Annotated in this window: 32 protein-coding genes; 31 read left to right on the top strand and 1 reads right to left on the bottom strand. The window is 65.8% G+C overall.

Annotated elements, in window-relative coordinates; all coding sequences use genetic code 11:
* The first annotated feature begins 3 nt into the window (after nucleotides 1–3).
* From rplC to rplQ, 28 genes are all read left to right on the top strand, one after another.
* The gene (gene rplC, locus OH146_RS05970) at nucleotides 4–654 is read left to right on the top strand and encodes a 50S ribosomal protein L3 (RefSeq protein WP_265158427.1); all 651 of its coding nucleotides are present in this window, start codon (nucleotides 4–6) and stop codon (nucleotides 652–654) included.
* A gap of 5 nt (nucleotides 655–659) precedes the next feature.
* On the top strand, nucleotides 660–1,313 hold the full coding sequence (gene rplD, locus OH146_RS05965; RefSeq protein ID WP_265158425.1) for a 50S ribosomal protein L4: 654 nt from the start codon (nucleotides 660–662) through the stop codon (nucleotides 1,311–1,313).
* A complete protein-coding gene (rplW, locus tag OH146_RS05960; RefSeq protein ID WP_265158423.1) occupies nucleotides 1,310–1,609 on the top strand; it encodes a 50S ribosomal protein L23 in 300 nt (99 codons plus the stop codon). The genes rplD and rplW overlap by 4 nt, the downstream gene beginning before the upstream one ends.
* A gap of 18 nt (nucleotides 1,610–1,627) precedes the next feature.
* Nucleotides 1,628–2,467, top strand: a complete 840-nt coding sequence (rplB, locus tag OH146_RS05955; RefSeq protein ID WP_265158421.1) for a 50S ribosomal protein L2 — start codon at nucleotides 1,628–1,630, stop codon at nucleotides 2,465–2,467.
* Nucleotides 2,468–2,494: 27 nt separating this feature from the next.
* The gene (gene rpsS, locus OH146_RS05950) at nucleotides 2,495–2,776 is read left to right on the top strand and encodes a 30S ribosomal protein S19 (protein ID WP_147720266.1); all 282 of its coding nucleotides are present in this window, start codon (nucleotides 2,495–2,497) and stop codon (nucleotides 2,774–2,776) included.
* Between the two features lie 25 nt (nucleotides 2,777–2,801).
* Nucleotides 2,802–3,197 (top strand): 50S ribosomal protein L22, encoded by a 396-nt coding sequence (gene rplV, locus OH146_RS05945; protein WP_265158418.1) that lies wholly within the window; start codon nucleotides 2,802–2,804, stop codon nucleotides 3,195–3,197.
* The gene (gene rpsC, locus OH146_RS05940; protein WP_265158416.1) at nucleotides 3,197–3,955 is read left to right on the top strand and encodes a 30S ribosomal protein S3; all 759 of its coding nucleotides are present in this window, start codon (nucleotides 3,197–3,199) and stop codon (nucleotides 3,953–3,955) included. The genes rplV and rpsC overlap by 1 nt, the downstream gene beginning before the upstream one ends.
* Before the next feature lie 2 nt (nucleotides 3,956–3,957).
* Entirely contained in the window at nucleotides 3,958–4,377 is a 420-nt protein-coding gene (rplP, locus tag OH146_RS05935) for a 50S ribosomal protein L16 (RefSeq protein ID WP_265158414.1), read from the top strand.
* Nucleotides 4,377–4,703: a 50S ribosomal protein L29 gene (gene rpmC / locus OH146_RS05930; RefSeq protein ID WP_279348688.1), complete on the top strand. Its 327-nt coding sequence runs from the start codon at nucleotides 4,377–4,379 to the stop codon at nucleotides 4,701–4,703. The genes rplP and rpmC overlap by 1 nt, the downstream gene beginning before the upstream one ends.
* Nucleotides 4,703–4,993 (top strand): 30S ribosomal protein S17, encoded by a 291-nt coding sequence (gene rpsQ, locus OH146_RS05925; RefSeq protein WP_265158412.1) that lies wholly within the window; start codon nucleotides 4,703–4,705, stop codon nucleotides 4,991–4,993. The genes rpmC and rpsQ overlap by 1 nt, the downstream gene beginning before the upstream one ends.
* A gap of 55 nt (nucleotides 4,994–5,048) precedes the next feature.
* Entirely contained in the window at nucleotides 5,049–5,417 is a 369-nt protein-coding gene (rplN, locus tag OH146_RS05920; RefSeq protein ID WP_147720272.1) for a 50S ribosomal protein L14, read from the top strand.
* Nucleotides 5,418–5,419: 2 nt separating this feature from the next.
* Entirely contained in the window at nucleotides 5,420–5,770 is a 351-nt protein-coding gene (rplX, locus tag OH146_RS05915; RefSeq protein ID WP_265158407.1) for a 50S ribosomal protein L24, read from the top strand.
* Nucleotides 5,770–6,363 (top strand): 50S ribosomal protein L5, encoded by a 594-nt coding sequence (gene rplE, locus OH146_RS05910; protein ID WP_265158405.1) that lies wholly within the window; start codon nucleotides 5,770–5,772, stop codon nucleotides 6,361–6,363. Before rplX ends, rplE begins: the two co-directional genes overlap by 1 nt.
* Nucleotides 6,364–6,462: 99 nt before the next feature.
* On the top strand, nucleotides 6,463–6,861 hold the full coding sequence (gene rpsH / locus OH146_RS05905; RefSeq protein ID WP_265158403.1) for a 30S ribosomal protein S8: 399 nt from the start codon (nucleotides 6,463–6,465) through the stop codon (nucleotides 6,859–6,861).
* 6 nt (nucleotides 6,862–6,867) lie between these two features.
* Nucleotides 6,868–7,404 carry a 50S ribosomal protein L6 gene (gene rplF, locus OH146_RS05900; protein ID WP_265158401.1) on the top strand — a complete coding sequence of 179 codons (537 nt, stop codon included), beginning with the start codon at nucleotides 6,868–6,870 and terminating at the stop codon, nucleotides 7,402–7,404.
* 2 nt (nucleotides 7,405–7,406) lie between these two features.
* Nucleotides 7,407–7,778 carry a 50S ribosomal protein L18 gene (gene rplR / locus OH146_RS05895; RefSeq protein WP_265158399.1) on the top strand — a complete coding sequence of 124 codons (372 nt, stop codon included), beginning with the start codon at nucleotides 7,407–7,409 and terminating at the stop codon, nucleotides 7,776–7,778.
* A 38-nt stretch (nucleotides 7,779–7,816) separates the two neighbouring features.
* Entirely contained in the window at nucleotides 7,817–8,494 is a 678-nt protein-coding gene (gene rpsE / locus OH146_RS05890; RefSeq protein ID WP_372508464.1) for a 30S ribosomal protein S5, read from the top strand.
* The gene (gene rpmD, locus OH146_RS05885; RefSeq protein WP_187266457.1) at nucleotides 8,494–8,676 is read left to right on the top strand and encodes a 50S ribosomal protein L30; all 183 of its coding nucleotides are present in this window, start codon (nucleotides 8,494–8,496) and stop codon (nucleotides 8,674–8,676) included. The genes rpsE and rpmD overlap by 1 nt, the downstream gene beginning before the upstream one ends.
* Nucleotides 8,676–9,374, top strand: a complete 699-nt coding sequence (rplO, locus tag OH146_RS05880; RefSeq protein WP_265158396.1) for a 50S ribosomal protein L15 — start codon at nucleotides 8,676–8,678, stop codon at nucleotides 9,372–9,374. Before rpmD ends, rplO begins: the two co-directional genes overlap by 1 nt.
* A 68-nt stretch (nucleotides 9,375–9,442) precedes the next feature.
* Nucleotides 9,443–10,765: a preprotein translocase subunit SecY gene (gene secY, locus OH146_RS05875; RefSeq protein WP_265158394.1), complete on the top strand. Its 1,323-nt coding sequence runs from the start codon at nucleotides 9,443–9,445 to the stop codon at nucleotides 10,763–10,765.
* The gene (locus OH146_RS05870; RefSeq protein WP_265158392.1) at nucleotides 10,762–11,355 is read left to right on the top strand and encodes an adenylate kinase; all 594 of its coding nucleotides are present in this window, start codon (nucleotides 10,762–10,764) and stop codon (nucleotides 11,353–11,355) included. The genes secY and OH146_RS05870 overlap by 4 nt, the downstream gene beginning before the upstream one ends.
* Nucleotides 11,312–12,184 carry a type I methionyl aminopeptidase gene (gene map, locus OH146_RS05865; RefSeq protein WP_265158391.1) on the top strand — a complete coding sequence of 291 codons (873 nt, stop codon included), beginning with the start codon at nucleotides 11,312–11,314 and terminating at the stop codon, nucleotides 12,182–12,184. The genes OH146_RS05870 and map overlap by 44 nt, the downstream gene beginning before the upstream one ends.
* Nucleotides 12,185–12,392: 208 nt before the next feature.
* Nucleotides 12,393–12,614, top strand: a complete 222-nt coding sequence (infA, locus tag OH146_RS05860; protein WP_011186713.1) for a translation initiation factor IF-1 — start codon at nucleotides 12,393–12,395, stop codon at nucleotides 12,612–12,614.
* 90 nt (nucleotides 12,615–12,704) lie between these two features.
* Nucleotides 12,705–12,821, top strand: coding sequence for a 50S ribosomal protein L36 (rpmJ, locus tag OH146_RS05855; RefSeq protein WP_022893853.1), 117 nt, complete (start codon nucleotides 12,705–12,707; stop codon nucleotides 12,819–12,821).
* Nucleotides 12,822–12,979: 158 nt separating this feature from the next.
* A complete protein-coding gene (gene rpsM, locus OH146_RS05850; RefSeq protein ID WP_265158347.1) occupies nucleotides 12,980–13,354 on the top strand; it encodes a 30S ribosomal protein S13 in 375 nt (124 codons plus the stop codon).
* A 44-nt stretch (nucleotides 13,355–13,398) separates the two neighbouring features.
* Nucleotides 13,399–13,797, top strand: a complete 399-nt coding sequence (gene rpsK / locus OH146_RS05845; RefSeq protein ID WP_108517781.1) for a 30S ribosomal protein S11 — start codon at nucleotides 13,399–13,401, stop codon at nucleotides 13,795–13,797.
* Between the two features lie 209 nt (nucleotides 13,798–14,006).
* Entirely contained in the window at nucleotides 14,007–15,002 is a 996-nt protein-coding gene (locus OH146_RS05840; protein ID WP_265158339.1) for a DNA-directed RNA polymerase subunit alpha, read from the top strand.
* A gap of 62 nt (nucleotides 15,003–15,064) precedes the next feature.
* A complete protein-coding gene (gene rplQ, locus OH146_RS05835) occupies nucleotides 15,065–15,685 on the top strand; it encodes a 50S ribosomal protein L17 (protein ID WP_265158337.1) in 621 nt (206 codons plus the stop codon).
* Between the two features lie 174 nt (nucleotides 15,686–15,859).
* Here the strand turns inward: rplQ and OH146_RS05830 are convergent, their stop codons facing one another.
* Nucleotides 15,860–17,773 carry an acyltransferase family protein gene (locus tag OH146_RS05830; protein WP_265158335.1) on the bottom strand — a complete coding sequence of 638 codons (1,914 nt, stop codon included), beginning with the start codon at nucleotides 17,771–17,773 and terminating at the stop codon, nucleotides 15,860–15,862.
* A gap of 38 nt (nucleotides 17,774–17,811) precedes the next feature.
* Here OH146_RS05830 and truA point away from each other — a divergent pair, with 38 nt between their 5' ends.
* The 3 genes from truA (at nucleotide 17,812) to rpsI (ending at nucleotide 19,854) form a co-directional block, all read left to right on the top strand.
* The gene (gene truA / locus OH146_RS05825) at nucleotides 17,812–18,717 is read left to right on the top strand and encodes a tRNA pseudouridine(38-40) synthase TruA (RefSeq protein WP_265158333.1); all 906 of its coding nucleotides are present in this window, start codon (nucleotides 17,812–17,814) and stop codon (nucleotides 18,715–18,717) included.
* Between the two features lie 172 nt (nucleotides 18,718–18,889).
* Nucleotides 18,890–19,336 (top strand): 50S ribosomal protein L13, encoded by a 447-nt coding sequence (gene rplM, locus OH146_RS05820; protein ID WP_265158331.1) that lies wholly within the window; start codon nucleotides 18,890–18,892, stop codon nucleotides 19,334–19,336.
* A gap of 32 nt (nucleotides 19,337–19,368) precedes the next feature.
* Entirely contained in the window at nucleotides 19,369–19,854 is a 486-nt protein-coding gene (rpsI, locus tag OH146_RS05815) for a 30S ribosomal protein S9 (RefSeq protein WP_265158329.1), read from the top strand.
* The last annotated feature ends 17 nt before the right edge of the window (nucleotides 19,855–19,871 follow it).

Below are 19,871 nucleotides of genomic sequence, written 5' to 3'. Positions count from 1 at the left end.
ACCATGGCTACAACTATGACCCGAAAGGGCCTGCTGGGCACCAAGCTCGGCATGACCCAGGTCTGGGACGAGAACAACAAGCTCATCCCCGTGACCGTCATCGAGATCACGCCCAACGTCGTGACGCAGGTTCGCACGCCCGAGGTCGACGGCTACGAGGCCGTGCAGATCGCCTACGGCCAGATCGACCCGCGCAAGGCCAACAAGCCGGCGACCGGTCACTTCGAGAAGGCGGGCGTCACGCCGCGTCGTCACCTGACCGAGTTCCGCACCTCCGACGCCTCCGAGTACTCGCTCGGTCAGGAGCTCGCGGTCGACACCTTCGAGGCCGGCCAGAAGGTCGACGTCGTCGGCACGAGCAAGGGCAAGGGCTTCGCCGGTGTCATGAAGCGCCACAACTTCCAGGGCGTCTCCGCCTCGCACGGTGCGCACCGCAACCACCGCAAGCCGGGCTCGATCGGCGCCTCCTCGACCCCCAGCCGTGTCTTCAAGGGCATGCGCATGGCGGGCCGCATGGGCGGCGACCGCGTCACGGTGCAGGGCCTCACGGTCCACGCCGTCGACGCAGAGAAGGGCCTCCTTCTCGTCAAGGGTGCAGTTCCCGGCGCTCGCGGCCGCATCGTTTTCGTTCGTAACGCAGTGAAGGGAGCCTGATCCTCATGGCTACCGCTATCGACGTCATCGACGTGAAGGGCAAGAAGGTCGGTTCGGTCGACCTTCCCGCCGACACGTTCGATGTGCAGACCAACATCCCGCTGATCCACCAGGTGGTCGTCGCCCAGCGCGCCGCCGCTCGCCAGGGCACGCACAAGACCAAGGGTCGCGGCGAGGTCTCGGGTGCAGGCCGCAAGCCGTTCAAGCAGAAGGGAACCGGTCGTGCTCGCCAGGGCTCGATCCGCGCTCCCCAGATGACCGGTGGTGGCATCGTTCACGGGCCGACGCCGCGCGACTACGCGCAGCGCACCCCCAAGAAGATGATCGCTGCAGCCCTTCGTGGTGCTCTCTCCGACCGCGCCCGCGGCGGACGCATCCACGTGATCGAGTCGCTCGCCCTCGGCGAGGCGCCCTCGACGAAGGCTGTTGCGGCGCTGCTCGAGAGCATCGCGACGAGCAAGCACGTGCTTATCGTGCTGGAGCGCAGCGACGAGGTCAGCTTCAAGAGCGTGCGGAACATTCCGACCGTTCACGTCCTTCCCTACGACCAGCTCAACGCGTACGACGTGCTCGTGAGCGACGACATCGTCTTCACCAAGGGCGCCCTCGAGGCATTCGTCGCGTCCAAGGCCAAGCAGGAAGAGAAGGTGAGCGCATGAGCGCCACATACAAGGACCCGCGCGACGTCATCATCGCGCCCGTCGTCTCTGAGAAGAGCTACAACCTGATCGACCAGGGCAAGTACACCTTCGAGGTGGACCCCCGCTCGAACAAGACCGAGATCAAGCTCGCGATCGAGAAGATCTTCGGTGTCAAGGTCGAGTCCATTAACACGCTCAACCGCCAGGGCAAGACGCGTCGCACCCGCTTCGGCATCGGCAAGCGCAAGGACACCAAGCGCGCCATCGTGACGCTCAAGTCCGGTTCCATCGACATCTTCACGGCTGTCGGCTAGGGAGCAGAGGAATAACCAATGGCAATTCGCAAGTACAAGCCCACGACTCCCGGTCGTCGCGGTTCTTCGGTCGCAGACTTCGCTGAGATCACCCGCTCGACTCCCGAGAAGTCGCTGCTTCGCCCGCTGCCCAAGACCGGTGGTCGCAACAACTCGGGTCGTATCACGACCCGCCACATCGGTGGTGGCCACAAGCGTCAGTACCGCGTCATCGACTTCCGTCGCAATGACAAGGACGGCATCAACGCCAAGGTCGCTCACATCGAGTACGACCCCAACCGCACGGCGCGCATCGCCCTGCTCCACTACTTCGACGGCACGAAGCGCTACATCATCGCGCCCGAGAAGCTCAAGCAGGGTGACATCGTCGAGTCGGGTGCCGGTGCCGACATCAAGCCTGGTAACAACCTGCCGCTCAAGAACATCCCGGTCGGTACGGTCGTCCACGCCATCGAGCTCAAGCCCGGTGGCGGCGCAAAGATCGCTCGTTCGGCCGGTGCCTCGGTGCGCCTCGTCGCGAAGGACGGCCCCTACGCCCAGCTGCGTATGCCCTCCGGCGAGATCCGCAACGTGGATGCTCGCTGCCGCGCCACGATCGGCGAGGTCGGCAACGCCGAGCAGTCGAACATCAACTGGGGCAAGGCCGGCCGTATGCGCTGGAAGGGCGTGCGCCCGACTGTCCGCGGTGTCGCGATGAACCCCGTCGACCACCCGCACGGTGGTGGTGAGGGCAAGACCTCCGGTGGTCGCCACCCGGTCAGCCCCTGGGGCCAGGCCGAGGGTCGTACCCGCAAGCCGAACCGCGAGAGCGACAAGCTCATCGTTCGCCGCCGCAACGCGGGCAAGAAGCGCAAGTAGCCCAGGAAAAGGAACAAAGGGTAGAAAATGCCACGCAGTCTCAAGAAGGGCCCCTTCGTCGACGAGCACCTTTTCCGCAAGGTTGCCGCGCAGAACGAGGCCAACAGCAAGAACGTGATCAAGACCTGGTCGCGCCGCTCCATGATCGTCCCGGCCATGCTTGGCCACACGATCGCGGTGCACGACGGTCGCAAGCACATCCCGGTGTTCGTCACCGAGACCATGGTGGGCCACAAGCTCGGAGAGTTTGCCCCCACCCGCACCTTCCGTGGACACGTGAAGGACGACAAGAAGGGTCGCCGCCGCTAATCGCGGTGGTGAAGGAGGTAGAGAAATGGTGGAGTCGATCGCCCGCGTGCGACACATCCGCGTGACCCCTATGAAGGCTCGTCGTGTCGTCAACATGATCCGCGGCAAGCAGGCCCACGAGGCCCTGGCCATCCTCAAGTTCGCACCGCAGGGTGCGAGCGAGCCCGTGTACAAGCTGGTCGCCTCGGCGATCGCCAACGCACGGGTCAAGGCGGATGCCAGCAACAGCTTCCTCGACGAGCAGGACCTGTACATCAGCCAGGCCTACGTCGACGAGGGCACGACGCTCAAGCGGTTCCAGCCGCGTGCTCAGGGCCGCGCGTTCAAGATCCTCAAGCGTACGAGCCACATCACCGTCGTGCTGGCCACGCCTGACGAGGCCGACGCGAAGAAGACGACTGCGAAGGCAGGGAAGAAGTAATGGGCCAGAAAGTCAACCCCTACGGTTTCCGTCTGGGAATCACGACCGACCATGTGTCGCGGTGGTTCGCCGACAGCACCAAGCCGGGCCAGCGTTACAGCGACTACGTCGCCGAGGACGTGCGCATCCGCAACCTGCTCAAGACGTCCCTCGACCGTGCTGGCGTGGCGCGCATCGAGATCGAGCGCACCCGTGACCGCGTCCGCGTGGACATCCACACAGCTCGCCCGGGCATCGTGATCGGTCGCCGCGGCGCCGAGGCCGAGCGCATCCGTGGCGACCTCGAGAAGCTCACGGGCAAGCAGATCCAGCTCAACATCCTCGAGGTCAAGAACCCCGAGGCTGAGGCGCAGCTCGTCGCCCAGGGCATCGCGGAGCAGCTCAGCGCCCGTGTCGCCTTCCGTCGCGCAATGCGCAAGGGTCTCCAGGGCGCGCAGCGTGCTGGCGCCAAGGGTGTGCGCATCCAGGTCTCCGGTCGTCTCGGCGGTGCCGAGATGAGCCGTTCGGAGTTCTACCGTGAGGGTCGTGTGCCGCTGCACACCCTTCGCGCGAACATCGACTACGGCTTCTACGAGGCCCGCACGACCTTCGGCCGCATCGGCGTCAAGGTCTGGATCTACAAGGGTGACATCACCAACAAGGAACTCGCCCGCGAGCAGGCGAACCAGAAGTCTTCGCGCCCCGAGCGCGGTGATCGTCCGCGTCGCGGTGCGGCCCCCAAGGCTGAGGCGCCCGTCGCAGCAGGAGTTGAGGCATAACAATGTTGATCCCACGTAAGGTCAAGTTCCGCAAGCAGCACCACCCCGGCCGTGGCGGACAGGCCACCGGCGGCACGAAGGTGAACTTCGGCGAGTTCGGCATCCAGGCGCTCACGCCCGCGTATGTCACCAACCGGCAGATCGAGGCCGCTCGTATCGCCATGACCCGTCACATCAAGCGTGGTGGAAAGGTGTGGATCAACATCTACCCCGACCGTCCGCTGACCAAGAAGCCGGCCGAGACCCGAATGGGTTCCGGTAAGGGTTCGCCGGAGTGGTGGGTCGCCAACGTCAAGCCGGGCCGCGTGCTCTTCGAGGTCGCGGGTGTCAACGAGACACTCGCCCGCGAGGCACTCACCCGTGCAATCCACAAGCTTCCACTGAAGGCACGCATCATCGCGCGTGAGGAGGGCGACGCATAATGGCGATCGGTTCCAAGGAGCTCGCTACCGTCGAGCTCGACACTTTCGAAGACGAGCGTCTCGTCGACGAACTCAAGAAGGCCAAGGAAGAGCTCTTCAACCTGCGGTTCCAGGCGGCCACCGGCCAGCTCGAGAGCCACGGACGCCTCCGCGCCGTCAAGCGCGACATCGCCCGCATCTACACGGTCATCCGTGAGCGCGAGCTGGGCATCCGTGCCACCCCCGCCCCGGTTGAGGCGCCCGCCAAGGCAGAGAAGAAGACCAAGGCGAAGAAGGATGCTGCTGACGCGGCTCCCGAGGCCGACAAGACCGAGGAGGCCAAGTAATGGCTAAGGCAGAAGAGAAGGCCACGGTCGAGCCCGTCGTCCGCGGCTACCGCAAGGTTCAGCGTGGCTACGTCGTCTCCGACAAGATGGAGAAGACCATCGTCGTCGAGGTCGAGGACCGCGTGAAGCACCCCCTGTACGGCAAGGTCATCCGCCGCACGGAGAAGCGCAAGGTTCACGACGAGAACAACACGGCCGGCATCGGCGACCTCGTCGTCATCGCCGAGACGCGCCCGCTGAGCGCTTCGAAGCGTTGGCGCCTCGTTGAAATTTTGGAAAAGGCCAAGTAGGTCCTCTATCTCGGTTTCGAGATAACAGCCAACTTGCTTCGAAAGAGGACACAACATGCTTCAGCAGGAATCTAGAGTCAAGGTTGCCGACAACACCGGCGCCAAGACGCTGCTCACGATTCGCGTGCTTGGCGGCTCGGGCCGCCGCTACGCCGGTCTCGGCGATGTCATCGTCGCGACCGTCAAGGACGCGATCCCGGGCGGCAACGTGAAGAAGGGTGACGTCGTCAAGGCAGTCATCGTTCGCACCAAGAAGGAGACGCGCCGTCCCGACGGCTCGTACATCAAGTTCGACGAGAACGCCGCCGTCATCCTGAAGGCTGACGGGGACCCGCGTGGTACCCGCATCTTCGGGCCGGTCGGCCGTGAGCTTCGCGACAAGAAGTTCATGAAGATCGTCTCGCTCGCCCCGGAGGTTATTTAGTCATGGCGAAGATCAAGAAGGGCGACCTCGTCCAGGTGATCAGCGGCCGCACCCAGGCTCGTGGCGGCGACCGCGGCAAGCAGGGGCGCGTGCTCGAGGTCATCGTCGAGAAGAACCGTGTCGTCGTCGAGGGCGTGAACCTCGTCACGAAGCACGTTCGCGTCGGCCAGACCCAGCGCGGCACCAAGACCGGCGGCATCGAGACGCACGAGGCTCCGCTTCACATCTCGAACGTCGCCCTGGTCGACCCCGAAACCAAGAAGCCGACTCGCGTCGGCCACCGTGTGGAGACGAACGCCGACGGCAAGACCGTTCGCGTTCGCTACGCCAAGAAGTCAGGTAAGGACCTGTAATGACTGACACCGCAGCAGCGACGACTGGCAAAATCCAGCCGCGCCTCAAGCTGAAGTACCGCAACGAGATCGCCGCGCAGCTCAAGGAGCAGTTCGGATTCACGAACCCGCACCAGGTGCCGGGTCTCGTCAAGATCGTCGTGAACACGGGTGTTGGTGAGGCCGCGCGTGACAGCAAGGTCATCGAGGGCGCCGTGCGCGACCTCGTCGCGATCACCGGCCAGAAGCCGCAGGTGACTGCCGCTCGCAAGTCCATCGCGCAGTTCAAGCTGCGAGAGGGCCAGCCGATCGGTGCACATGTCACGCTTCGTGGCGACCGCGCGTGGGAGTTCATGGACCGTCTCGTCACGCTCGCGCTCCCGCGTATTCGTGACTTCCGTGGCCTGAGCCCCAAGCAGTTCGACGGTCACGGCAACTACACCTTTGGTCTCAACGAGCAGTCGATGTTCCACGAGATCGACCAGGACAAGATCGACCGCGTCCGCGGCTTCGACATCACGATCGTCACGACGGCGAAGAACGACGATGAGGGCCGCGCCCTCCTCAAGGCCCTCGGGTTCCCGTTCAAGTCCGACGAGGCGAACGCCCGGTAATACCCCCGCCATCCGGCACAGGGCCGGAGGGCATCGATCGGCAGGGTCGGCATTCGTGTAACGGATGTCGAAACCGGCCGAGACAAGGAATAAGAACTCATGACAATGACAGATCCGGTCGCAGACATGCTGACCAGACTGCGCAACGCCAACTCGGCTCACCACGACTCCGTGTCGATGCCGAGCAGCAAGCTCAAGACCCACATCGCCGAGATCCTCCAGAAGGAGGGCTACATCAGCGGGTGGAAGGTCGAGGACGCGCGCGTCGGACAGACGCTCACGCTCGACCTCAAGTACGGCCCGAACCGCGAGCGCTCCATCGCGGGCGTGAAGCGCGTCTCGAAGCCCGGCCTCCGCGTATACGCGAAGTCCACTGAGATCCCGCGCGTCCACGGCGGACTCGGTGTGGCCATCCTGTCGACCTCCTCTGGCCTCCTCACGGACCGCCAGGCAACAAGTAAGGGCGTGGGTGGGGAAGTCCTCGCCTACGTGTGGTGATCCGTCATGTCACGAATCGGACGTCTCCCCATCGACATCCCCTCGGGTGTCACCATCACGGTCGAGAACTCGGCCGTCACCGTCAAGGGCCCCAAGGGTGAGCTCGCGCTCACCGTGGCGAGCCCCATCGAGGTCAAGGTCGAGGACAACCAGGTCGTCGTGACCCGTCCCGACGACGAGCGCGAGTCGCGTTCGCTTCACGGCCTGACCCGCACCCTCATCGCGAACAACATCATTGGTGTCACGCAGGGCTACTCCAAGGGCCTCGAGATCGTCGGCACGGGTTACCGCGTTGCGCAGAAGGGCGCTTCGCTCGAGTTCGCGCTCGGCTTCTCGCACCCCGTCACGGTTGACCCGCCCGCTGGCATCACCTTCGCGGTCGAGGGCAACAACAAGGTCACAGTGGCCGGCATCGACAAGCAGCAGGTCGGTGAGGTCGCCGCCAACATTCGCAAGATTCGCAAGCCTGAGCCCTACAAGGGCAAGGGTGTGCGCTACGCGGGCGAGGTCGTCCGCCGCAAGGCCGGAAAGGCTGGTAAGTAAGCATGGCTCTCGGAACACGAGGCAAGAGCAAGTCGGCCGCCAAGGGCCGCCGGCACGCACGTCTTCGCAAGAAGATCGTCGGCACGGAGGTGCGCCCCCGTCTCGTCGTGACGCGCTCCGCGCGCCACGTCTTCGTCCAGGTCGTCGATGACAGCAAGGGCCACACGGTCGCTTCCGCGTCGACCATGGAGTCGGACCTGCGCACCTTCGACGGCGACAAGACGGCGAAGGCGCGCAAGGTCGGCGAGCTCGTCGCCGAGCGGGCCAAGCAGGCCGGCATCGCCGACGTCGTATTTGACCGTGGCGGAAACCGTTACGCGGGACGCGTGGCGGCGATCGCCGAGGGAGCTCGAGAGGGTGGTTTGAACCTGTGAGCACTGACAACAGCGCAACAACGAACAAGGAGCAGGCTGTGGCTGAAGTAGCCGAGGCGCCGGTGGAGACTGCCGCAGGCACGGAGTCCACCAGGAACGAGCCTCGCGAGGCCCGCCGTGGCGGTCGCGAGCGCAACCCCAACCAGCAGCGCGGGAGCCGTGACTCCGACAAGAGCCAGTTCCTGGAGCGCGTCGTGACGATCAACCGCGTCTCGAAGGTCGTCAAGGGTGGTCGCCGCTTCAGCTTCACCGCTCTCGTCGTCGTCGGCGACGGTAACGGACTGGTCGGCGTCGGCTACGGCAAGGCCCGCGAGGTCCCCACTGCGATCTCGAAGGGCGTCGAGGAGGCGAAGAAGAACTTCTTCCGCGTCCCGCGTGTCGGCAACTCGATCCCGCACCCCGTGCAGGGTGAGTCGGCCGCCGGTGTCGTCCTCCTTCGTCCCGCCGCCGCGGGTACCGGTGTTATCGCCGGCGGCCCCGTCCGCGCGGTGCTCGAGTGCGCGGGCATCCACGATGTCCTCAGCAAGTCGCTCGGTTCGTCGAACACGATCAACATCGTGCACGCGACCGTCACGGCGCTGAAGGAGCTCGAGGAGCCCGCCGCTGTGGCAGCCCGCCGCGGCCTCGCGGTCGAGGACGTCGTGCCTGACCAGATCCTCCGCATCCAGGCAGCCACGGCGAAGGCCGCGGCTACGGCAGCAAAGGCAGGTGCCTGATGGCTCGCCTCAAGGTAACCCAGATCAAGTCCAAAATTAGCGAGAAGCAGGACCAGCGCGACACGCTTCGCAGCCTTGGCCTCAAGCGGATTAACGACACCGTCGTCCGCGAGGACAATGCGCAGAACCGCGGATACGTCCGCAAGGTCGCTCACCTGGTGAAGGTCGAGGAGATTGACTAATGGCTGAAGAGAAGAAGTCGACCGCCAAGGCGGATTCGACCAAGGCTCCGGCCGCCGAGAAGGCCGCCCCCAAGAAGGCCGCCGCGAAGGCTCCCGCCAAGGCCGCGGCCGACAAGGCGCCCGCGGAGAAGGCTCCGGCCAAGAAGGCTCCGGCCAAGGCCGCAGGCGACAAGGCTCCGGCCAAGGCGGCTGCAGACAAGGCGCCCGCCAAGAAGGCTCCCGCCAAGGCTGCTGAGAAGGCTGCTGCTGAGGAGTCGCGTCCCCAGGTGCTCAAGGTGCACCACCTTCGTCCCGCCCCGGGCTCGAAGACCGCCAAGACGCGCGTCGGGCGCGGTGAGGGCTCCAAGGGTAAGACCGCCGGTCGCGGCACCAAGGGCACCAAGGCCCGCTACCAGGTCCGCGTCGGTCTCGAGGGTGGAAACCTGAACAGCATCATGCGCGCTCCCAAGCTGCGCGGTTTCAAGAACCCCTTCCGCGTCGAGTACCAGGTTGTGAACCTGGAGAAGCTCGCGGAGCTCTACCCGCAGGGTGGAGACGTCACCGTCAGCGACCTCGTCGCCAAGGGTGCCGTTCGCAAGAACGAGAAGGTCAAGGTTCTCGGGCAGGGTGACATTGCGGTTAAGCTGAACGTTGCAGTGGACAAGGTCTCCGGCTCGGCCGAGGCGAAGATCGTCGCAGCGGGCGGCTCCGTCAAGTAGTCGATTCGGGTGGCCCCTGCGCGGGGCCACCCGATCCGGCTCCCCCTAAGCACAACCCTGGAGGCTTCGTGTTCAGAGCTATCGCGCGCATTTTCCGCACGCCTGACCTGCGGCGGAAGATCGCCTTCACGCTCGGCATCGTTGCGCTCTTCCGGCTGGGATCCTTCATCCCATCGCCGTTCGTCGACTACGCGAACGTGCAGAGCTGCCTTGCAGCCAACACCGGCCCCGCCGGTCTCTACGAGCTCGTCAACCTCTTCAGCGGTGGCGCACTCCTCCAACTCTCGGTCTTCGCGCTCGGCATCATGCCGTACATCACGGCGTCGATCATCGTGCAGCTGCTCCGCGTCGTCATCCCGCACTTCGAGGCGCTCCACAAGGAGGGCCAGTCGGGTCAGTCGACCCTGACGCAGTACACGCGCTATCTCACGATCGCGCTCGGCGTGCTCCAGTCGACGACGCTCATCACGGTCGCGCGTAGCGGCACGCTCTTCGGCGCGACCGGCGCAGCCGAGTGCCAGGCCCTCATCACGAATGAGGCATGGTACGCGATCCTGCTCATGGTCATCACCATGACGGCCGGTACCGGCCTCATCATGTGGATGGGTGAGCTCATCACCGAGCGCGGCATCGGCAACGGTATGTCGCTGCTCATCTTCGTTTCCATCGCCGCGACCTTCCCGGCGGCGCTCTGGGGCATCGCCGTCGCGCGCAATTTCGAGACCTTCCTCATGGTGATCGCCGTCGGCATCCTGATCATGGGCGCCGTCGTCTTCGTCGAGCAGTCCCAGCGTCGTGTCCCCGTGCAGTACGCCAAGCGGATGGTCGGCCGCCGCACCTACGGCGGAAACAACACCTACATCCCGATCAAGGTCAACATGGCGGGCGTCATCCCCGTCATCTTCGCCTCGTCGCTTCTCTACCTGCCGGCCCTGATCGCGCAGTTCAATCAGCCGGCGACGGGCGAACTGCCCGCACCATGGGTTCAGTGGATCAACGACAACCTGACGTCGGGCGATAACCCGCTGTACATGGCGATCTACTTCTTCCTGATCATCGGTTTCACCTACTTCTACGTCGCGATCACCTTCAACCCGGAAGAGGTTGCCGACAACATGAAGAAGTACGGCGGCTTCATTCCCGGGATCCGGGCGGGCCGTCCCACTGCCGAGTACCTCGACTATGTGCTCACCCGGGTCACCCTCCCCGGTTCCCTCTATCTGGGCCTTGTCGCCCTCATCCCGCTCATCGCGCTCGCAACTGTAGGGGCCAACCAGAACTTCCCGTTCGGTGGCGCCAGCATCCTGATCATCGTCGGGGTCGGCCTCGAGACGGTCAAGCAGATCGACTCCCAGCTGCAGCAGCGCCACTATGAAGGACTGCTTCGATGACTCGTCTTCTGATTGTCGGCCCACCCGGGGCCGGCAAGGGCACGCAAGCCGCCCGCATCACCGCCCGCTTCGGCATCCCCGCCATCTCCACGGGTGACATCTTCCGTGACAACATTGCCCGGCAGACCCCCCTCGGTGTGGAGGTCAAGGCTATCGTCGACTCGGGAGACTACGTGCCCGACTCGCTCACGAACGCGCTCGTCGCGAGTCGCATCGATGAGGAGGACGCCCGTGATGGCTTCCTGCTCGACGGTTACCCGCGTACGCTCGACCAGGTCGCCTACCTCGACCAGCTCCTCGAGGGCAAGGGCCAGGCGCTCGATGCGGTGATCCAGCTCGTCGCCGACCAGGATGAAGTCGTCGCCCGCCTGCGCAAGCGTGCACTCGAGCAGGGCCGCGCCGACGACTCGGAGGAGTCGATCCGCCACCGCCAGGAGGTCTACGCGCGTGAGACGCGTCCCTTGATCGACGTCTACAGCGAGCGTCAGCTACTCGTCGAGGTCGACGGCCTCGGTGAGATGGATGCCGTGACGGAGCGCATCTTTGATGGGCTCGCCGCACGCGGCATCCGTCCCGTCGCCGTCCAATAGCGTCGTGCGCAAGAACATCTATAAGTCGCCCAAGGATCTGAAGGGCATGCTTGCCCCCGGGATTCTCACGGCGCGGGCGCTGGATGCCGTCCGTGAGAGCATCGCGCCGGGGATCACGACCCTTGAGCTTGACCAGATCGCAGAGTCGGTCATTCGGCAGGGCGGCGGCGAACCCAACTTCGCCCTCGTGCCCGGCTACCGCCACACCATCTGCTCGTCCGTCAACGACGAGGTCGTTCACGGGATCCCCACGGGACGCGTGCTGGAGGCCGGCGATATCGTCTCGATCGACTGCGGGGCGCTCCTCGACGGCTGGAATGGTGATTCGGCAATCACAGTTGTCATCCCTGACCCGGCCAGGCCCGAGCTTGTCGCCGAGCGGCAAAGGCTCTCGGATGTCACGGAGCGCTCGCTTTGGCACGGTATCGCCGCCCTAGCCAGGGCGAAGCACCTCAATGAGGTGGGGGCCGCGATCGAGGATTACATCGACTCGCAGGGCACCTTCGGCATCCTCGAGGATTACGTGGGCCATGGCATCGGTCGGTCGATGCACGAGGCGCCGACCGTCTTCAACTATGCGGTTCGTGACAAGGGGCCCGCGGTGAAGCCGGGCCTGTGCGTCGCGATCGAGCCCATGGTGACTCTCGGCGGCATCGACACCTTCGTGCATGACGATGAGTGGACGATCTCCACGGAGGACGGCACGGATGCGGCACACTGGGAGCACTCGGTGGTCGTGCATGCCGAAGGCATCTGGGTGACGACGGCGCACGACGGGGGAGCGGCGGCACTGAAGCCGCTCGGCGTCACCCCCGTGCCCATCCCGTAGCCTTCTACTCCTGAAGCCGCGGCATCCCGGCTCGACCGCCCGATCCGGCGCGCAAGTATAGCGCGGACTTGGCGAAACGCCCGGGAATGACCTAGGATAGACCCTTGGTGTCTGTGGGCCGCTTTTGCGTGCCTGTCGTTGCGTCCTCCGCAGCGTGACACCGCAATCCGCACGACCAGCAATCAATACTTTTAGCGACGAAGAGGCTATGGCCAAAAAAGACGGTGTCATCGAAATCGAGGGCTCTGTGATCGAGGCTCTGCCCAACGCGATGTTTCGCGTTGAGCTCACCAACGGTCACAAGGTGCTCGCCCACATCTCGGGCAAGATGCGCCAGCACTACATCCGCATCCTCCCGGAGGACCGCGTGATCGTGGAGCTGAGCCCCTACGACCTGACCCGCGGCCGGATCGTCTACCGCTACAAGTAGTGACAACGGATGCCCTGAGCGGCGTCCTGCTGGAAAGTAACGGCCCACGGCATCCCGCGGGTACGAAGACAGCGAGATCAAGGAAACATCATGAAGGTCAACCCCAGCGTCAAGCCCATCTGTGACCACTGCAAGGTCATCCGCCGCCACGGCAACGTGATGGTCATCTGCAAGTCCAACCCGCGCCACAAGCAGCGTCAGGGCTGACAGCAATCCGCCGGTCGAGCCTGTCGAGACCAGCAAATCCCACAACTGAATACGACATAAGAGCAGCACCAGAACCGCCCAGGCGGGGACACCATCGGTAGGAGGCCGGTGCACCGGTGCTGATCCAGACCTCCACTCAGCACACAGGAGAAGCCACCATGGCTCGTCTAGCAGGCGTCGACATTCCGCGCGACAAGCGCGTTGAAGTCGCACTCACCTACATCTACGGTGTCGGACGCACCAAGTCACTCCAGGCTCTCGCAGCCACCGGCATCGACGTCAACATCCGCGTCAAGGACCTCACCGACGACCAGCTGGTCGCCCTTCGTGACTACATCGAGGGCAACTACAAGGTCGAGGGTGACCTCCGTCGTGAGGTCGCGGCCGACATTCGCCGCAAGGTCGAGATCGGTAGCTACCAGGGCATCCGCCACCGCCGCGGCCTGCCCGTCCACGGTCAGCGCACGAAGACCAATGCTCGCACCCGCAAGGGCCCGAAGCGCACGGTCGCCGGCAAGAAGAAGGCTCGATAGCAGCCGCCCGGCTGGCATCGCCATACAGGTTCTAGGAGAAGACATTGGCTACACCGAAGTCCGCAGCGCGCAAGCCGCGCCGCAAGGAGAAGAAGAACGTCGCCGTGGGTCAGGCCCACATCAAGTCGACGTTCAACAACACGATCGTGACGATCACCGACCCCACGGGTGCTGTTCTCAGCTGGTCCTCGTCGGGCGTCGTCGGTTTCAAGGGCTCGCGCAAGTCCACGCCCTACGCCGCGCAGATGTCGGCCGAGTCGGCCGCGCGTCAGGCGCAGGAGCACGGCGTCAAGAAGGTTGACGTGTTCGTGAAGGGTCCGGGTTCGGGTCGTGAGACCGCGATCCGTTCGCTTCAGGCCGCTGGCCTCGAGGTCGGCAGCATCAACGATGTGACGCCGCAGGCGCACAACGGTTGCCGCCCGCCCAAGCGTCGCCGCGTCTGACCTCTCCGCTGGTTGAGTAGGCGGGCAGCGTCGTATCGAAACCCCAGGCCTGAGCGCAGGGTTTCGATACGTCCGTAACCGGCCTACTCAACCCGCGGAAGCACCCACAACTTCATAACGCTCCACCGGCGGGTCAGCCACCGTCGATCGCCGCAGCGCCATCAACGCCACAGTGTCAAATAGCGGACACTTTGCCGAAAGGAAAACACGTGCTCATTGCACAGCGCCCCACTCTTTCCGAAGAGAACATCTCCGAGTTCCGTTCACGCTTCGTGATCGAGCCGCTTGAGCCCGGCTTCGGCTACACCCTCGGAAACTCTCTCCGCCGCACCCTCCTCTCGTCGATCCCGGGTGCCGCCGTCACGAGCATCCGCATCGACGGTGTGCTGCACGAGTTCAGCACGGTCGCCGGTGTGAAGGAGGATGTCACCGAGATCATCCTCAACATCAAGCAGCTGGTCGTCTCGAGCGAGCACGACGAGCCCATCACCGCCTACCTGCGCAAGCAGGGTGCCGGCCAGGTCACCGCCGCCGACATCTCGGCTCCCGCCGGCGTGGAGATCCACAACCCCGAGCTGCTCATCGCGACGCTCAACGACAAGGCGAAGTTCGAGCTCGAGCTCACGATCGAGCGCGGCCGCGGCTATGTCTCGGCCACGCAGAACCGCAACGAGTTCAGCGAGGCGGGCCAGATCCCGATCGACTCGATCTACTCGCCCGTGCTCAAGGTCACCTACCGCGTCGAGGCGACGCGTGCCGGTGAGCGCACCGACTTCGACCGTCTCGTCGTCGATGTCGAGACGAAGCCCGCGATCAGCCCGCGCGACGCCATCGCGTCCGCCGGTCGCACCCTCACCGAACTCTTCGGCCTCGCCCGCGAGCTCAACTCGGCCGCCGAGGGCATCGAGATCGGTCCCGCGCCGGTCGACGCCGTGCTCTCGACCGAGCTGAGCATGCCCATCGAGGATCTCGACCTCTCGGTGCGCAGCTACAACTGCCTCAAGCGTGAGGGCATCAACAACGTGAGTGAACTGGTCGCCCTCTCGGAGACCCAGCTCATGAACATCCGCAACTTCGGTCAGAAGTCGGTGGATGAGGTCAAGGACAAGCTCGTGGAGATGGGACTCTCGCTGAAGGATGCCGTGCCCGGCTTCGACGGCGCTCACTTCTACAGCGGCTACGACGACGTCGAGGGCAGCAACTAGCTGCGTCGGGTTCGTCGCCTGCTTGCCTGACACCCCCTTTTTGAATACTGGAGATCTAGAAAATGCCTAAGCCCACCAAGGGTCCCCGCCTGGGAGGCGGCCCCGCTCACGAGCGCATGCTGCTCGCCAACCTTGCGGCTGCCCTGTTCACGCACAAGAGCATCAAGACGACCGAGACGAAGGCCAAGCGCCTGCGTCCCGTCGCCGAGCGCCTGATCACGTTCGCGAAGCGCGGCGACCTCGCCTCGCGCCGCCGCGTGCTGAGCGTCATCCGCGACAAGAGCGTCGTGCACGAGCTCTTCACGGAGATCGCGCCCCTCGTCGCTGAGCGCGACGGCGGCTACACCCGCATCACGAAGCTCGGCTTCCGCAAGGGTGACAACGCGTCGATGGTGCAGATCGAGCTCGTGCTCGAGCCCGTCAACGCCAAGCCGAAGCCCAAGGCGGACAAGCCTGCCAAGGCCGAGGCGCCCGCAGCGGAGGAGCCCGCCGACGAGACGGGTGCCGAGGAGACGGGCGACGTCACCGAGGAGACGCCCGCGACCGAGGTTCCGGTCGAGGCGACGGCTGCTCCCGCGAACGAGGCATCCATCGAGGCGAGCAATGAGGCCGCGATTGACGCGACCGCAGGCACCCCGCAGGGCGCCGGCCCCGAGGGCTCCGGCAACCAGCGCAAGAAGTAGCACCACCACAACGACGGCCCCGCTCATTGAGCGGGGCCTTCGTCGTTCCCGGGGCCGCGTCACCCACTTCGGGACTTGGTCGCGCCCGCGGAAGCCCCGGCTTGGGCAACTCTCGGCATCGCGGACCGCAGGAGCGGACCAGGACACGGGCTGCAGCAGCTCGGACGGCGATCGCTAGACCGGCTGGGGTGCGAGCCCGTAGTCGCGGGGTCCGACGACGGGGGGCAGTTCCGCGAGTCGCTGGAGCGCGTCCTCGACAGCGGCGGCATAGACGAGCCCGCCCGCATCCCCGGGGTGGATTTTGTCCCTCGCGAGGAGTTGGAGCTGCGGGGCGATCGAGTCGCGCCAGTTGGCGAGCTCCACATCGCGGAACTGCTGCGCGAACGAGGTGAGCGTCCCGTTGACGCCTTCCGTCCAGGAGCGCGGGGCGTAGACGTTGACGAGCACCAGCTGGTGTTCCGTGCCGAGCAGCTCGCGCACCTCGGTGAGGGTCCCTGCATCGACTGGGCCGTTGGTGCCGAGGCCCAGCAGCACGATGGGGCGCAGCGTCCCGGCGGCGAGCCGGGCGCGGATGAGTTCGGGTGCGCTCGAGAACTGGCGGGAGACGGCGGCGTCGATGTCGATGCCGGGGAACACCTGCTGCAGGGAGGTCGCGGAGGCGAGCATCACGGAGTCGCCGATGGCGCTGATCTGGTCGCCGCCGGGGATCTCGGGCGCCGCTTCGTAGTTGTCGGGCGCGGTGCCGTCGGGGGCTGGGCTCTGCGAGGGGGCACCGGGCGTAGCATCCTCGATGGCGTTCTGGCCTGCCTCGATCTGCCGCTGAACGCTTCCGCTGCCGGGGTCGGCCCTGATCGCAGTGGCGGTGGCCGCGACGAGGACGACAACGGCGAGGGCGGATGCCACGACCAGCGCCGTACGCCGTGCCTTCGCCGCACCGCCCGAGTCGGCGACTGCTCGCCAGGCGCTGCGTGCGGCGCCGCGAAAGCCGAGCATGCGCACGGGCCGTTCGATGAGCACATAGGAGAACTGAGCGGCGCCGACCGTGAGTGCGAGGGAGATCGCGGGAACAGCCCATTGGCCGAGGGGGTCGTGGTTCCACTCCGCGGTTGCCACGACGACGAGCACGTGGACGGGCCAGTGCCAGAGGTAGAGGCCGTAGGATCGTTCGCCGACCCACGCGAGCGGGCGCACGTCGAGCGCGCGGGCGAGAGGGGATCCCGGCTGGATCGTGGCGAGGATCGTGACGACGGCGAGGGCCGAGACGGCCGCGAGCCCGCCACGGTAGGTGAGGGGCGAGTCGTCGTGCAGTACGGCGGAGGCGGCGATGATGACGGCGAGGGATGCGGTGCCGGCGAGTTGAAGGGTCCGCCTTCCGCGTTCCCTGCCTTGCGGGAGGGCGTGGGCGCCGAGGGCGAGAGCGGCGCCGAGAGCGAGACCGAAGCTGTGGGTGTCGGTTCCGAAGTAGGCGCGGGTGGGGTCGCCGAGCGGGTCGGCGAGGAGCGTCATCGCGACCGCGGAGGCGAGTGCGGCGGCGAGGAGCAGGCCGACCCTCATCCGGCGCCGGGGCACCAGGAGAACGAGCAGCAGCAGGAGGGGCCAGAGCAGGTAGAACTGTTCCTCGACCGCGAGGGACCACAGGTTCTTGAAGATCTCGGGGGTCGCCTCGTCGAAGTAGCCCTGGTTCGCGGCGAGGGCGAGCCAGTTGCTGCTGAAGGTTGCGGCACCGAGCACCTGCACCCCCAAGCCGATGAGCACGTCGCCCCCGATGATGAGCGCGGCACTCGAGCAGACGAGCACGACGAGGGCGATGGCAGGGAGGAGGCGCCGTGCGCGCCGCCGCCAGAAATCGCCCAAACGGATGCGACCGTTGCGCTCCTTCTCACGCAGCAGCAGCGAGGTGATGAGGAAGCCGCTGATGACGAAGAAGAGGTCGACGCCGAGGAAGCCGCCCGGAAGCGCCTCAGACCCGAGGTGGTACACGATGACGAGGATGACGGCGATCGCACGGAGGCCGTCCAGTCCGCCGAATCGGGTTCCGCGGGGAGCGCTCGCAGGGGAGAGCTCGGTGGTGCTGGGTGTCGCGGTCATGGCCATCCGATGGTAGCCGCGGCTCGTAGACTCGGGCTGTGGATTCGCAGACGGCAGCACCCCCGCCCGCAGCATCCGGAACCCGCATCCGCCTCGACATCGCGTACGACGGCACCGCCTTCAGCGGCTGGGCGAGGCAGCGCGGCCTGCGAACCGTGCAGGGGGAGATCGAGGGGGCGCTCGCCGTGCTGCTGCGGAGGCATCCGCCCGCGCCGCGTCTCATCGTCGCCGGGCGAACGGATGCGGGGGTCCACGCGACAGGGCAGGTCGCCCATCTGGATCTGACGGAGGAGCAGGCGGCGGCTCTCTCGCGGCACCGGCAGGGCTCCAAGAAGCCCGTGCAGGGAGCGGAGGCGCTCGCGCGTCGCATCAACGGCATCCTCGGCCTCGACAGCGACATTGTGATCCGGCGTAGCTCCCTGGCCGCAGAGGGTTTCGACGCGCGGTTCTCGCCGGTCTGGAGGCGGTACGAGTACCGCGTGGGCGATGCTTCCGTCGCCCGAAATCCGCTCGTGCGGCACAACACGGTGTGGTACCCGGCGGCGCTCGACGAGGCGCGCATGAATGATGCGGCGGCCGAGCTGCTCGGCTTGCACGATTTCGCGGCGTACTGCCGGCCGCCGCAGGCGGGGGCGACGACCGTTCGCACTCTGCAGGAGTTTTCGTGGCGGCGGGACCCCGATGGTGTTCTGATCGCGACGGTGCAGGCGGATGCGTTCTGCCACAGTATGGTGCGCTCGCTTGTGGGCGCGTGCGTCTCGGCGGGGCAGGGCGCGCTGTCGGTCGAGCGCGTCGGGGGGATTCTCGCCGAGCGCGCGCGGGTCAGCGAGTTCAAGGTCATGCCGGCGAAGGGGCTCACGCTCCTCGAGGTGGGCTACCCCGCCGACGAGGAACTCGCGGCCCGAGCCGAGCAGACCCGCGCCCGTCGGGAGCCGCTCGACTGAGTGAAATTGACCGGGCGGATGCCTTCGGCTAGAGTTGACCCTTGGTGTCTGCGTCTCGTGCGCGACATCCGATCATGAGCCCTCCACCGGCCTGTTCTCGTGGTGTCACCGCGACAACCGCCACCGGAGTGGGATTCACGAACACCTCACTCGATCAGAAAGCAGCACTACTGTGACTCGCACCTTCTCTCCCACGCCTAATGACGTCCAGCGCGAATGGCTCGTCATCGACGCGACTGACGTCGTTCTGGGCCGCCTCGCCAGCCACGCGGCGACGCTCCTGCGCGGCAAGCACAAGGCGACGTTCGCTCCCCACATGGACATGGGCGACTTCGTCATCATCATCAACGCCGACAAGGTCGCGCTGACGGGCACGAAGCTCGAGCAGAAGAAGGCCTACCGTCACTCGGGCTACCCGGGCGGCCTCAAGGCCACGAACTACTCGGAGCTGCTCGAGAAGCGCCCCGAGCGCGCGGTTGAGAAGGCCATCCGCGGCATGCTCCCGAAGAACTCGATCGGTCGCGCCCAGCTCGCGAAGCTCAAGGTCTACTCGGGCCCCGAGCACCCCCACGCTGCCCAGCAGCCCAAGACCTACACCCTCGGCCAGGTCGCGCAGTAGCGCCGGCCGTAGAAAGCAAGGATTTCGAAGACATGGCGAAGATCGCAGACTCCATCGAGCAGGCTCCCGAGAGCTTCACGACCGAGACCCCCGCGTCGGAGGCCCCCAAGGCCCCACGCGCCGTCCTCAATGTTCCCGGTGCGGCCGTGGGCCGTCGCAAGCAGGCCATCGCCCGCGTGCGCATCGTCCCGGGCAACGGCAACTTCACGGTCAATGGCCGTGAACTCGCGGACTACTTCCCCAACAAGCTGCACCAGCAGCTCATCAACGACCCCTTCAAGGTGCTCGACCTTCTCGGCAGCTACGACGTGACCGCCAAGATCACGGGTGGCGGCCCCTCGGGCCAGGCGGGCGCCCTGCGTCTCGCGATCGCCCGTTCGCTCAACGAGGTCGACCGCGAGAACAACCGTCCGACCCTCAAGAAGGCCGGGTTCCTCACGCGCGACGCTCGCGTCATCGAGCGCAAGAAGGCCGGTCTCAAGAAGGCCCGCAAGGCGTCGCAGTTCTCCAAGCGCTGATCCTCTTTCAGTCACGG

The organism is Homoserinimonas sedimenticola (assembly GCF_026094475.1).
In the GTDB taxonomy this organism is placed as follows: domain Bacteria; phylum Actinomycetota; class Actinomycetes; order Actinomycetales; family Microbacteriaceae; genus Homoserinimonas; species Homoserinimonas sedimenticola.
This window is presented reverse-complemented; position numbering and strand designations above follow the sequence as displayed.